11 protein-coding genes, 1 pseudogene and 1 riboswitch are annotated in these 12,622 nt (G+C 73.8%); of the genes and pseudogenes, 7 read left to right on the top strand and 5 right to left on the bottom strand.

Annotation, left to right across the window (positions count from 1 at the left end):
* Positions 1 to 42: 42 nt before the first annotated feature.
* Positions 43 to 336, top strand: a complete 294-nt coding sequence (locus Q0817_RS14800) for a hypothetical protein (RefSeq protein ID WP_298589797.1) — start codon at positions 43 to 45, stop codon at positions 334 to 336.
* Between the two features lie 28 nt (positions 337 to 364).
* On the opposite strand, the gene Q0817_RS14805 is transcribed toward Q0817_RS14800, so the two are convergent.
* The 3 genes from Q0817_RS14805 to Q0817_RS14815 are packed head-to-tail and all read right to left on the bottom strand — an operon-like array spanning position 365 to position 2,990.
* Positions 365 to 1,555 carry an acetyl-CoA C-acetyltransferase gene (locus tag Q0817_RS14805; RefSeq protein ID WP_298589800.1) on the bottom strand — a complete coding sequence of 397 codons (1,191 nt, stop codon included), beginning with the start codon at positions 1,553 to 1,555 and terminating at the stop codon, positions 365 to 367.
* Complete coding sequence (locus Q0817_RS14810) at positions 1,552 to 2,256, bottom strand: CoA transferase subunit B (protein WP_298589803.1); 705 nt, start codon at positions 2,254 to 2,256, stop codon at positions 1,552 to 1,554. The genes Q0817_RS14805 and Q0817_RS14810 overlap by 4 nt, the downstream gene beginning before the upstream one ends.
* Positions 2,253 to 2,990, bottom strand: a complete 738-nt coding sequence (locus tag Q0817_RS14815) for a CoA transferase subunit A (RefSeq protein ID WP_298589806.1) — start codon at positions 2,988 to 2,990, stop codon at positions 2,253 to 2,255. Before Q0817_RS14815 ends, Q0817_RS14810 begins: the two co-directional genes overlap by 4 nt.
* Before the next feature lie 142 nt (positions 2,991 to 3,132).
* Here Q0817_RS14815 and Q0817_RS14820 point away from each other — a divergent pair, with 142 nt between their 5' ends.
* Positions 3,133 to 3,912: an IclR family transcriptional regulator gene (locus tag Q0817_RS14820; RefSeq protein WP_298589809.1), complete on the top strand. Its 780-nt coding sequence runs from the start codon at positions 3,133 to 3,135 to the stop codon at positions 3,910 to 3,912.
* Positions 3,913 to 4,035: 123 nt separating this feature from the next.
* Here the strand turns inward: Q0817_RS14820 and Q0817_RS14825 are convergent, their stop codons facing one another.
* Complete coding sequence (locus Q0817_RS14825) at positions 4,036 to 4,800, bottom strand: 3-hydroxybutyrate dehydrogenase (protein WP_298589813.1); 765 nt, start codon at positions 4,798 to 4,800, stop codon at positions 4,036 to 4,038.
* Positions 4,801 to 4,992: 192 nt separating this feature from the next.
* Positions 4,993 to 5,095: riboswitch (SAM riboswitch) on the top strand.
* A gap of 172 nt (positions 5,096 to 5,267) precedes the next feature.
* Between Q0817_RS14825 and Q0817_RS14830 the strand changes: the two are divergent.
* From Q0817_RS14830 to Q0817_RS14845, 4 genes and pseudogenes are all read left to right on the top strand, one after another.
* Positions 5,268 to 5,438: pseudogene (locus Q0817_RS14830) on the top strand (epoxyalkane--coenzyme M transferase); the annotation flags it as partial.
* Positions 5,439 to 5,542: 104 nt separating this feature from the next.
* On the top strand, positions 5,543 to 6,760 hold the full coding sequence (locus Q0817_RS14835; protein WP_298589816.1) for a cobalamin-independent methionine synthase II family protein: 1,218 nt from the start codon (positions 5,543 to 5,545) through the stop codon (positions 6,758 to 6,760).
* A 303-nt stretch (positions 6,761 to 7,063) separates the two neighbouring features.
* On the top strand, positions 7,064 to 8,473 hold the full coding sequence (locus Q0817_RS14840; protein ID WP_298589819.1) for an MFS transporter: 1,410 nt from the start codon (positions 7,064 to 7,066) through the stop codon (positions 8,471 to 8,473).
* Positions 8,474 to 8,617: 144 nt separating this feature from the next.
* On the top strand, positions 8,618 to 10,306 hold the full coding sequence (locus tag Q0817_RS14845) for a thiamine pyrophosphate-binding protein (protein ID WP_298589822.1): 1,689 nt from the start codon (positions 8,618 to 8,620) through the stop codon (positions 10,304 to 10,306).
* 21 nt (positions 10,307 to 10,327) lie between these two features.
* Here the strand turns inward: Q0817_RS14845 and Q0817_RS14850 are convergent, their stop codons facing one another.
* The gene (locus Q0817_RS14850; RefSeq protein WP_298589825.1) at positions 10,328 to 11,125 is read right to left on the bottom strand and encodes an alpha/beta fold hydrolase; all 798 of its coding nucleotides are present in this window, start codon (positions 11,123 to 11,125) and stop codon (positions 10,328 to 10,330) included.
* 89 nt (positions 11,126 to 11,214) lie between these two features.
* On the opposite strand from Q0817_RS14850, the gene Q0817_RS14855 reads away from it, so the two are divergent.
* Positions 11,215 to 12,513 (top strand): condensation domain-containing protein, encoded by a 1,299-nt coding sequence (locus tag Q0817_RS14855; RefSeq protein ID WP_298589828.1) that lies wholly within the window; start codon positions 11,215 to 11,217, stop codon positions 12,511 to 12,513.
* Positions 12,514 to 12,622: the final 109 nt, after the last annotated feature.

Genomic DNA, 12,622 nt, shown 5'->3' on the forward strand with positions numbered 1-12,622 from the left:
GCACCCGGTCCCACGCCCCCGCACCGCACGGAAGGAACCACGATGGACGACTCCCTGGGCCGGGAACAGGCCGTCAGACTGCACCAGGCGCTCGAGCGGGCGTCGATCAAGCACCGCCGGCTCTGGGTCCGCTACCTCAGCCTCGGCGGTAGGGCCGACGAGCTCGAGGTCGGCGCGTACCTGCACCAGTGCCTGGAGCTGCCCCCGCGGGAGCGGGACCTGCTGTCCTGGGCGGCCAACACCCTGCTCGACCGCCGCTACCACCCGCACGTGCCCTCGAGCGCCGACCTGCTGCGCCCGGGCAGCGACCGCGGCGTCCCGGAGCGCACCGCGTGAGCGGCCGGCCCGCCGGGCGCGGCAGGGGTCAGTCGCGGTAGAGCAGCAGCGCCTCGCCCTGGCCGCCGCCGCCGCACAGGGAGACCGCGGCCTTGCCGGACCCGCGGCGGGAGAGCTCGAACGCCGCGTGCAGCGCCAGGCGCGCCCCGGAGGCACCGATCGGGTGGCCGACGGCCACGGCGCCGCCGTGGATGTTGGCCTTCTCCACCGGGTAGTCGAGGTCCCGCAGCGACTGGATCAGCACGGACGCGAACGCCTCGTTGATCTCGATGAAGTCCAGGTCCTGCACGGACCAGCCGGCCTTCTCGAGGGCGGCCTCGATCGCCCGGGACGGCTGGGAGTGCAGCGAGGTGTCGGGCCCGGCCACCTGGCCGGGGGATCCGACCACGGCCAGGTACTCGAGGCCGTGGCGCTCGGCGTACTCCCGGCTGGTCAGGACCACGGCGGCCGCGCCGTCCGACAGCGGTGAGGAGTTGCCGGCCGTGATGGTGCCGTCCTTCGCGAAGGCCGGGCGCAGCCTCGCCATCGACTCCGCCGTGGACTCCGGCCGGACGCCCTGGTCGGTGTCGACGACCAGCGGCTCGCCCTTGCGCTGCGGGACGGTGACCGGGGCGATCTCGTCGCGGAAGACGCCGTCCTCCGCGGCGCGGGCCGCGCGCTGGTGGCTCTGGGCGGCGACCTGGTCCTGCTCCTCCCGGGAGATCGAGCGCTCGCCGTTGCCGGACTCTGTGAGGGAGCCCATGGACACGCACGCGGCGACGTCGACGAGCCCGTCCTTGGCCACGGCGTCCTCGAGCTTGAGGTCGCCGTAGCTCTTGCCCTGCCGCACGCCCATCGCGAGGTGCGGGGTGTTGGTCATGGACTCCTGGCCGCCGGCCACGACGATCTCGGCCTCGCCCGCGCGGATCATGCGGGCGGCGTTGGTGATGGCCACGAGCCCGGAGAGGCAGACCTTGTTGACGGTCTCGGCGGGCACGTCCAGCGGGATGCCCGCGGTGACGGCGGCCTGGCGGGCCGGGTTCTGCCCGGCGCCGGCCTGCAGGACGTGGCCCATGACCACGTAGTCCACCTGCTCGGGGGCGATCCCGGCGCGCTCGAGCGCGGCCCGGATGGCGTGGGCGCCCAGTTCGGCCGCGGTGAAGGACGCCAGGTGGCCCAGGATCTTGCCCTGGGGCGTGCGGGCGCCGGACAGGACGACGACGTCGGTGGCGGTGCTCATCGGTTCTCCTCAGCGCCGCCGGGGACGGCGGCGGTCTCGGTGGGGACGGTGTCGGGGGTGACGTCCTGCAGGTCGGTGCGGAAGGACGCCTCGGTCTTCTCCCGGATCTCCTCCTCGGTGACCCCGGGGGCGAGGCTGCGCAGCACGAGGCCGCCGTCCTCGACGTCGAAGACGCACAGGTCCGTGACGATGCGGTCGACCACGCGCACGCCGGTGAGCGGGAGGTCGCACTCGATCTTGATCTTGGCGGAGCCGTCCTTGGTCACGTGTTCGGTCAGCACGACGACGCGCGGGGTGCCGGCCACCAGGTCCATGGCGCCGCCCATCCCCTTGACCATCTTGCCGGGGATCATCCAGTTGGCGAGGTCGCCGGTGCCGGAGACCTGCATGGCGCCGAGGATCGCGATCTTGACGTGGCCGCCGCGGATCATCCCGAAGGACGTGGCGGAGTCGAAGATCGAGGCCCCGGGCAGCAGCGTGATGGTCTGCTTGCCGGCGTTGATGAGGTCCGGGTCCTCGTCGCCCTCGTAGGGGAACGGGCCCATGCCGAGCACGCCGTTCTCGGACTGCAGCACCACGTTCACGCCCTCGGGCAGGTTGTTGGCCACGAGGGTGGGGATGCCGATGCCGAGGTTGACGTAGTCGCCGTCGGAGAGCTCGACGGCGGCGATCGCCGCCATCTCGTCGCGGGTCCAGCTCATGCCTGGTCTCCGTTCTGCTGGTCGGCCCGCCCGGCCGGGCGGGGGCGGACGGTGCGCTGCTCGATGTCCTTGGGCGCGCCGCTGTACTGCGCGACGTGCTGGACGTAGACGCCCGGGGTCACGACGTGGTCCGGGTGGATCTGCCCGACCTCCACGAGGTGCTCGACCTCGGCGAAGGTGACCTTCCCGGCGGTCGCGACGATCGGGTTGAAGTTGCGCGCGGTGTAGCGGTACACGAGGTTGCCGTCGGAGTCGCCGGTGTGGGCGTGGACCAGGGCGATGTCGGCGACGATGCCGCGCTCCTGCACGTAGGTCTCGCCGTCGAACTCGGCGTGCGGCTTGCCCTCGGCCACGAGGGTGCCGACCCCGGTCCTCGTGTAGAAGGCGGGGATGCCCGCGCCGCCGGCCCGGAGCCGCTCGGCCAGGGTGCCCTGCGGGTTGAACTCGACCTCGAGCTCGCCGTCCAGGTACTGCTGGGCGAACAGCTTGTTCTCGCCCACGTAGGAGGCGAGGACCTTCTTGACCTGGCGGTTCTCGAGCAGGACGCCGAGGCCCTTGCCGTCCACGCCCATGTTGTTGGAGACCACCGTGAGGTCCGTGACCCCGGAGTCCCGCACCGCGTCGATGAGATCCCGCGGGATCCCGCTGAGCCCGAACCCGCCCACGGCGAGCGTCATGCCGTCCCGCAGGCTCTCCGCCAGCAGCTCGGCGGCGTTGTCCCTGACCTTGGACACCCTTGTCCCTTTCTCTCGTGCGACTGTGACTCAGACCTCAATCTAAGGAGCCTCCACATGTCGGTCAACAGAACCGGCGGAACGCCAGTACTTCTCCTCAGCATCCGGCCATTCGTGCGCCGAGTGTCCATATAGTGGAGCCATGGGACAGGAGCGGACGGCGGGTTCGGGCACCCAGGTGGTCCACCGGGTGGCGCGGCTGCTGCGCGCCGTGGCCGGACAGGAGCAGGGCAGCACCGTGGCGGAGCTCGCGGCCGAGACCGGACTGACCCGCCCCACCGTGCACCGGCTGCTCACGGGCCTGGCCGAGGAGGGTCTCGTGGACCGCGCCGCGGGGACGGGGACCTGGCAGCTGGGCCCCGAGCTGTACGTGCTGGGCGCGGTCGCGGCCCACCGCTATCCGATCCGCGAGCTGGCCGGGCCCTCGCTGCGCCGGCTGGCGGAGGCCACCGGCGAGAGCGCGTTCCTGTCGGTCCGCCGCGGGCTCGAGACCGTCTGCCTGGCGCGCGTGGAGGGTGCGTTCCCGATCCGCTCCCACGTCCTCTACGAGGGGCTGCGGCTGCCGCTGGGCGTGGCCTCGGCGGGGCTGGCGATCCTGGCCCACCTCCCGGACGCTGAGGTGGAGCGGGTCCTCGCGGCCACGACCGGGGCCCGCGCCGGCTGGGGTCCGGGTCACACGCCCGAGCGGATCCGGGACCTGCTCGCGGACGTCCGGCGGGAGGGCTTCGCCGTGAACCCCGGGCTGATCGTCGAGGGCAGCTGGGGCATGGCCGCCGCGGTCTTCGACGCGACGGGGGCGCCGGTCTACGCGCTGAGCCTCACGGGCATCGAGCCCCGGTTCACCGGCGAGCGCCGGCAGCCCCTGGGGCGGGCCCTGCTCACGGAGGCCCACCGGCTCTCCCGGGAGCTGGGCCACCGCTGAGCGGCCCGGGCCGGCGGCAGACCGTCCGGGCGGCCGGGCCCGTCCGGACCGGCAGCGGGCGGTCCGGGCCGCCGGGCTGTCCGGACGCGGCACCGCAGCCCACCGCCGCGGCGTGGGGCGGGCTCAGCGCGCCGTCCAGCCGCCGTCCATCGTGTAGGAGGCCCCGGTGACCATGGACGCATGCGGTCCGGCCAGCCACGCGACCAGGCTGCCGACGTCCTCCGGGTCCACGAGCTTCTTGATCGGCGTCTCGCCGAGCATGATCCGCTCCACCACCTCGGACTCGGGGATCCCGTGCACCCTCGCCTGGTCGGTGATCTGCTTCTCGACGAGCGGAGTGCGCACGTAGCCGGGGTTGATGCAGTTGCTCGTCACCCCGTGGGCCGCGCCCTCGACCGCGACGGTCTTGGACAGCCCCTCCAGGCCGTGCTTCGCCGAGACGTAGGCGCTCTTGTAGGGGGACGCCCGCAGCCCGTGCACGGAGGAGACGTTGATGACGCGCCCCCAGCCCCTCTCGTACATGTGCGGCAGCGCGGCGCGCACCAGCAGGAACGGGGACTCCAGCATCAGCACCAGGATCCGGTGGAAGTCCGCGGGGTCGAACTCCTGGAGGGGGGCGACCTTCTGGATGCCGGCGTTGTTGACCAGCACGTCGACCTCGAGACTCAGCTCGGCGAGCGCCGCGGTGTCGAGCAGGTCGACGGCCCACGCGCGGCCGCCGAGCTCGTCCGCGATGCGCCGCGCCCCGGCCTCGTCGACGTCGGCCACGACCACGTGCGCGCCGGAGCCGGCGAGGGCCCGGGCGGCGGCCAGGCCGATGCCGCTCGCGCCACCGGTGACGAGCGCCGTGCGGCCCTCGAGGTCCTGCTGCTGGGGCGTCGGGGACATGGGGGTCCTTCCTCTGGTCCGTCGTGCCCGCGGGGTGAGGGGCACGGATCACCGCCACGGTATGTGATCCAGGCCATGTTCGCGAAGGACAGAGCCGCCCGGGAGCGCGCGCCGGGTCGTGTCACACGGCGTCATGTCCGTCATCCGGGCGCCGAATGGCGCAGCGCGCACGGGTGCGCTTGGATGACAGGGTCACCATCCAGAGCGGCCGAGAGATCTGGCTCGACGACGCCGCAGCAACCCGGGCGACGGTTCCCCGTCCCGCCTCCGGTGCTACCGCCAGGACCGATGGAAAGGACGTACGACCCGTGCTGCACAGCGCCGACCGCATCCGCACGACCCACGCCGGATCCCTCCCCCGGACGCCCGCCCTGCTCGAGGCGAACCGGGCGAAGGGCGGCGTCCCGGAGGCCGAGTACGACCGGCTCCTGCAGGACTCGGTGATCGACGTGGTCCGCCGGCAGGACGAGCTCGTGGCCGACCGGATCGAGCGCTTCGCCCGCCAGGTGGGCCGCGAGAACGTCATCGCCTCCACCGACTGCGGGCTGGGCGGGCGGATCCACCCGCAGATCGCGTGGGCCGAGCTCGAGACCCTCGCCCGCGGCGCCGAGCTCGCCTCCCGCCGGCTCTGGCTTTGACCGGCACCGGCCCCCTCCGGCGCTCCCCGACCTTCCCGCCGTTCCCGCCGTCCCCGCCGTCCCCGCCGTCCCCGCCGTCCCCGCCGTCCCCGAGGAGGACACCCATGACCATGCAGAACACCGACCACGTGCAGACCACCCACGTGGGCTCCCTGCCGCGCACCCCGCGGCTGCTCGAGGCCAACCAGCAGCACGCCGACGGCGCCATCACGTTCGAGCAGCTCACCGCCGAGCTCGCCACGGGCGTCGAGGACGTGGTGCGCCGGCAGCGCGAGATCGGCCTGGACGTCGTCAACGACGGCGAGTACGGGCACACCATGTCCAGCGCGGTCGACTACGGCGCGTGGTGGAACTACTCCTTCTCCCGCCTCGGCGGCCTCACCCCCTCCGACGAGGACCGCTGGGCGTCGACGGAGAAGAAGCGCTCCTCGCCCGGCCACATCGTGCTCACCAGCTTCCCGGACCGCCGGGACCGCGAGCGCTTCCGGGAGGCGTACGAGGACCCGGCGTCGGGCATCCTCACCGGGCGCTCCTCGACCAAGCAACCCAAGATCACCGGGCCGCTCCGCTACACCGGCCAGGAGGCGGTGGCCTCGGACGTCCGCAACCTCCGGGCCGCCCTGGAGGCCACCGGGGCGGAGACCGGATTCGTCGCCGCCCTGTCCCCCGGCTCCGCGGCGCGGGTGACGAACGAGTACTACGGGACCGACGAGGAGCTCGTGTACGCGTGCGCCGACGCGATGCGCGAGGAGTACCTGGCGATCACGGACGGCGGGCTGACCGTGCAGATCGACGACCCCTCCATCGCGGAGTCCTGGGACCAGATCAACCCCGAGCCCACGGTCGAGGACTACCTGGCGTTCACGCGGCTGCGCGTCGAGGCGCTCAACCACGCGCTGCGCGGGATCCCCGAGGAGCAGGTCCGGTTCCACCTGTGCTGGGGCTCCTGGCACGGCCCGCACACCACGGACCTCGAGCTGAAGCACTTCGTGGACCTGATGCTGACCATCAACGCCGGCGGCTACACCTTCGAGGGCGCCTCGGCCCGGCACGCCCACGAGTGGAAGGTCTGGAAGGACCACGAGCTGCCCGAGGGCCGGGTCATCATCCCCGGGGTGGTCTCGCACTCGACGAACGTCGTGGAGCACCCCGAGCTCGTCGCGGACCGGATCGAGCAGTTCGCCTCGGTCGTGGGCCGCGAGAACGTCATCGCGTCGACCGACTGCGGGCTGGGCGGGCGCCTGCACCCGCAGATCGCGTGGGCCAAGCTCGAGTCCCTCGTCGAAGGCGCCCGCCTGGCCTCGGAGCGGCTCTACCGCTGAGCCGTCGCTGTCGACACCCCCGCCGCACCGCCGGGCCCGGTCCTCTTCGAGGGCCGGGCCCGGCGGCGTTCCGGCGGGCGCGGTCCCGGCAGGCGCGGCTCCGAGCGGTCCGCGGCGGGCGTCCGCCGCCGGGCCCCCACAGGTGCGGTGCGTCACATTGACGACGGACGAGTTGATCGTTCCGCACGGATGGTGACAGGTATCACTTTCATCCGTAGTATCGTCCTGAACTACCGAACGTTCGGTCATAATCCGTTCGGTTCCGCCGAGGACGTCGCCGTCCCCGACCACACTGGAGATCCCATGGCGCACACTTCATCCGCCCCGGCCGGGCGGCACGAGATGTCACGCGAGGAGCGCAAGGTCCTCGCCGGCACCCTCGTGGGCACCACCATCGAGTGGTACGACTTCTTCATCTACGCCCAGGCCGCGGCCTTCGTCCTGGCCCCGCTGTACTTCGCGCCGCTGTCCGAGGAGAACGCCGGCCTCGCCCAGGTCGTCGCGTGGGCCTCCCTGGGCATCAGCTTCCTGTTCCGCCCGCTCGGCGCGGTGGTCGCCGGCCACCTCGGCGACAAGTACGGCCGCAAGATCGTCCTGGTCCTCACCCTCGTGGGCATGGGCACGGCGACGATGCTGATCGGCCTGCTGCCCACCTACGCCACGATCGGCATCTGGGCCCCCGTCTTCCTGGTGCTCCTGCGCATCATGCAGGGCTTCTCGGCGGGCGGTGAGTGGGGCGGCGCGGCTTTGATGTCCGTCGAGCACGCTCCGCGGAACAAGCGCGGGCTCTTCGGCGCCTACCCGCAGATCGGCGTGCCGCTGGGCATGCTGCTCGCCACGGGCTTCATGTTCGCCGTCACCTCCGCCATGTCGCCCGAGGACTTCCAGGCCTGGGGCTGGCGCATCCCGTTCATCTCCTCCGTGGTGCTCATCGTGGTCGGCTACCTGATCCGCAAGACCGTGGACGAGTCCCCGGTGTTCAAGGAGATGCAGCTGCGCAAGAAGGAGTCCTCCGCTCCCCTGGGCCAGCTGTTCAAGCACAACTCCAAGGAGGTCACCCTCGCGGCCCTGATCTTCGCCGCCAACAACGCCGCCGGCTACCTGGTCATCGCGTTCTTCGCCTCCTATGGCTCCAACGTGCTGGGGATGCCCCGGTCCCAGACCCTCGTCGCCTCCCTCATCGGCGGCGTGGGCTGGCTCGTGTTCACGATGTTCGGCGGCTGGATCTCGGACAAGATCGGGCGCGTGCGCACCTTCCAGATCGGCTACGGGATCATCATCCTGTGGGCCGTGCCGATGTGGTTCCTGCTCGACACCGCGTCCCTGCCGCTGTTCGCCCTGTCCATCGTGATCCTCACCGTGGGCCTCGGCCCGTCCTACGGCCCGCAGTCGGCGCTCTACGCCGAGATGTTCCCGGCCCGGGTGCGCTACTCGGGCGTCTCGATCGGCTACGCGTTCGGCTCCATCATCGGCGGCGCGTTCGCCCCGATGATCGCCCAGCTGCTGCTCAACGAGACCGGGATGTCCTGGACCATCGGCGTCTACATCGCCGGCATCGCGATCGTCTCCTTCATCGCCGTGTCCATGGTCCCGAAGGACATCCAGGAGATCGACCTGCACGTCCAGGACGTGCACGAGGACTACGTCTCCGAGCACCCCGAGGCCGCGGAGATCCTCGCCGCCGCGGAGGCCGCCGAGAAGCAGCGCGACTGACCTCGGCCCCGGCACGCACGACCGAGCCGCCCGCCGGCACCCACGGGTGCCGGCGGGCGGCTCCGCCCGTGCCGGACCCGCCCCGAGCACACCCCGCTCCCACCCCGGGGGCTCTCACCGGAGCCCCACCGAAAGGACTCCTCCATGACCACCGACACGACCACCGGCACGACCACCGACCACCTGCTCCCCACGGTCTCGACGGCGGTGGCGGACGTGCTGGCCGAGCGCACCGAGCACCTGTTCGGGCTGATGGGCAACGGCAACGCGCACCTCATCAGCTCGCTGACCTCCCGCGGCTTCGGCTTCACCTCCGCCCGGCACGAGGCCGCCACCGTCGCCATGGCCGACGCCTACCACCGGGCCACCGGCCGGACCGGGGCCGCGACGACCACCTACGGGGCCGGGTTCACCAACACCTACACCGCCCTGGCCGAGGCCCGGATGGCCCGCATCCCCCTGGTCCTCGTCGTGGGCGACGCCCCCACCACGGGCGCCCGCGCCTTCGACATCGACCAGACCGGAGCGGCCGCCGCCGTGGGGGTCACCACCCTCGTCGCCGGCCCCGACAACGCCGCCGCGATCACCCACCGGGCCTTCGACCTGGCCGCCCAGACGGTCCAGCCCGTGGTGCTGGCGATCCCCTACGACCACGCCACCGCCGCACTGGTGGACCCGGTGGAGCTGGACCCGCTGCCGGGCAAGCCGGCCTGGCACGCCCCGGCCGAGGACCTCGACCGCATCGCCGCCCTGCTGCGCGGCGCCGCCCGCCCGCTGATCCTGGCCGGGCGCGGGGTGCTGCTGGCCGGGGCCGCCACCGCCCTCACCGAGCTCGGGGACCGCCTCGGGGCGCTGTTCATGACCTCGGCGATGGCCACCGGGATCTTCGACTCCCCCTGGGACCTGGGCATCGCCGGGGGCTTCACCCGCGCCCACCGCCTGGACCTGGCCCGGCAGGCCGACCTCGTGCTGGTCGCCGGGGCCTCGCTGAACGCCTTCCAGCTGCGCTACGGCACCCTCTTCGGCGAGGGCACCCGGGTGATCCGCATCGACAACGAGCCCGAGGACCGCACGCCCCCGGTCACCGACTACGTTCGCGCGGACCTGGGCCCGGCCCTGGAGGCCCTCACCGGCCGGATCCCGGCCGCCGACCCGCAGCGCACCTGGCGGGCGGCCGCCCCCGAGGTCGCCACCGAGGACTTCCGCGGCTCCGCCCCCGTGGAGGACCCGGCCGAGTTCGGCCCCGACGGCCGGCTCAACCCCCGCGCCGTCGTCGCGGCCCTCGAGCACATCCTGCCGGAGGAACGCTCGGTGGTGATGGACGGGGGCCACTTCATCGGCTGGGCCCCCATGTACCTGAGCGTGCCCGACCCGCAGGCCATGGTCCTGGTCGGCACCGCCTTCCAGTCCATCGGCCTGGGCTTCGGCTCCGCCGCCGGGGTCTCGGTCGCCCGCCCCGAGCGCACCACCGTGTTCGTCTCCGGTGACGGGGGCGGGCTGATGGGTCTGGCCGACCTCGAGACCTTCCTGCGCGCCACCCGTCACGGGGTGATCGTGGTGCTCAACGACTCCGCCTACGGCGCCGAGCTGCACCAGTACGCCTCCAAGGGCCTGGACCCCACCGCGATGCTCATCGACGAGGTCGACTTCGCCGCCCTGGGCCGGGCCATGGGCGCGGCCGGGACCAAGGCCACCACCCTGGCCGACCTCCAGCACCTGCAGGACTGGCTGGACACCCACGACGAGGGCGTCTTCGTCCTCGACGTGGCCATCTCCCAGCAGGTCGTCGCCGAGTTCATGTCCGCCTCCCTCACCGCCGGCCGCCGGCTCTGAACCCGGCGGGCTCCGCCCGGTTCAGGAGGCGGCCCCGGCCCGCCGCTCCACCTCCCGCACGAAGTCCGCGCACCGCCGCGGCCACTCGGCCAGCTCTCCGGGACTGCCGGCCACGTACAGGGCGGCCCCGGGGAGGGCCTCGCGCAGCGCCTCGGCCGTGGACAGCGGGTGCGCGTCGTCACCGGCCCATGCCAGCAGCAGGGTCGGCACGCCGATCCGGGTCAGCTCCTCGAGCGGCGGGAGATCGGTGGCGGCGGCACCGCGCAGCACGGCGGGCAGCAGCCGGGGGTCGACGCGCGGCGGGTGCGGAGGGCGGTCCGCCACCGCCGGCGGCCGGGTCGCGGCCCGGCCGGCCCGGAGGTAGGCCTCGAGTCCGCGGCGCTCCACGAGCTCCGCGCTCCCCCGGTACGTCCTCGCCTGGGCGCGGCGGGAGTCCCAGGCCGTCGACGGCACGCACAGCGTGAGCGAGCGGAACCGCCCGGGCCGGGCCAGGGCGGCGTGCAGCAGCGTGGCCGCGCCCATGGACGGGCCGATGCCGTGCACCGGTTCGCCGGGGGCCACGGCGTCCAGCAGGTGCAGCAGGTCCTCGGCCAGTCGCGGCCAGGCCCAGTCCCCGGGCGCCGGCTCCGCCGAGGAGCGGCCGTGCCCGCGGGCGTCGTAGCGCACCGTCCGGTGCCCGGTCAGCCCGGACGCCAGGTCCAGGCCGCCGGCGGTGTTGGCGTCCCGGTCGGAGAGCAGCCCGTGCAGCTGGACGACCGGCGGGCCCGAGCCGGTCACGTCGTAGGACAGTCGGCAGCGGGGCAGGTCGAGCGTCGGCATGCCGCCACGGTACGCGTAGATTGTGACCACCGGTGGACCGGGCGCGTCCTCGGCGGCCGGACCGCTCCCCGCCCGACCAGGAGATGCGCATGCGGCTGACCAGCATCACGCACGCCCGGCTGCCCGAGGGCCGCCTGTCCAGCTGCACGGTCCCCGCCACGGGCACCGGCCGTCCGCTGCCGGTGTCCTTCGACCAGGGCATGCACGTCGGCGCCGGCGCCCGCCCGGGGTCCTGGATGGCGGTGGCCGTGGAGCTCTCCGCGCCGGTGACCGGCGCGGAGCTCGGAGCGGCCTGGGCCGGGGTCGTGGAACGGCACCACACGCTGCGCACCGTGTTCTCCGCCGGCGAGGACGGCCGCGTCCGGCTGCACGAGATCGCCGACCCCGTGCAGCCGGTGTGGACCCGTCACGAGGTCGGCGCCGAGGGCACCCGGGCGGCTCTGCAGACCGTGGCCGACGACGCCTGCTCCCCGCTGGCCCGGCCCTCGCACCGGCTGTGCCTGATCGAGCCCGCGGACGGGCCCGTCGTCGTCGTGCTCGCGGCCGACCACGCCCACGTGGACGCCTGGTCCCTGCCCCTGCTCGCCCGGGACCTGCTCGACGGGCTGGACGACCTCCGCGCCGGCCGCCCGGTCGGTGCGGACCGGGCGCCCGCGGCGTCCTTCGCCGAGCACACGCGGGAGCTCGCGGCGCGCCCCGCGGCCCCGCCGCACGTCGCGCGACGCTGGGCGCGGATCCTCGCGGACGGCGGCGGCGCGATGCCCGTCTTCCCCCTCCCCCTGGGCGACCTCGGCGACCCGGGGCCCGAGACGGTGACCACGCGCGACGTCCTCGACGCCGACGGCCTCGCCCGCCTGGAGGCCCGGGCCGACGCGCTCCGCGTCCGGCTGCTGGTCCTGGTGGTCTCGGTGCTGACCCGTGCGACCGCCGAGCTGGCCGCCCGGCCCCTGCGCGCGGTGCTGCCCGTGCACAGCCGCACCGAGCCGCGCTGGCGCGACGCCGTGGGCTGGTTCATCACCAACTCGGTGCTCGAGTGCTCGGACCCCGATCCCCGGGTCTGCCGGGCCGCCGTGCGCGAGACCCTGGAGCTCGGCTCGCACGCCCTGGAACCGATCCTGCGTCCCCACGGGGGCATGCCCGTCCCGCCGGGCATGTTCATGCTCTCCTACCTCGACTACCGGCGGCTGCCCGCCACGCTGGCGCCCGAGCTGCGGGCGCAGCACATCTCCGCCTCGGCGCCGACGACCGGGGTGCAGGTGTGGTTCGTGGTGGGCGAGGGCGGTCTGCACCTGCGCGCCCGCTGTCCGGGCACCGAGGAAGCCCGCCGGTCGGTGCGGGCGTGGCTGGACGCCGTCGCCGCGGGGCTGCGCGCCGCGGCGCGCCCGTAGCCGCGGCGCGGACCGCGGTCCCTGCGGCCCAGGCCGCAGACGGGGGCTCCGCCCGTGTCCCCGGGCGGCCCGCCTCCGGCCCGGGCCCGCGGCTATCCTGGTGGCAGCG

Source organism: uncultured Kocuria sp. (genome assembly GCF_947500125.1).
Taxonomy (GTDB): Bacteria; Actinomycetota; Actinomycetes; order Actinomycetales; family Micrococcaceae; genus Kocuria.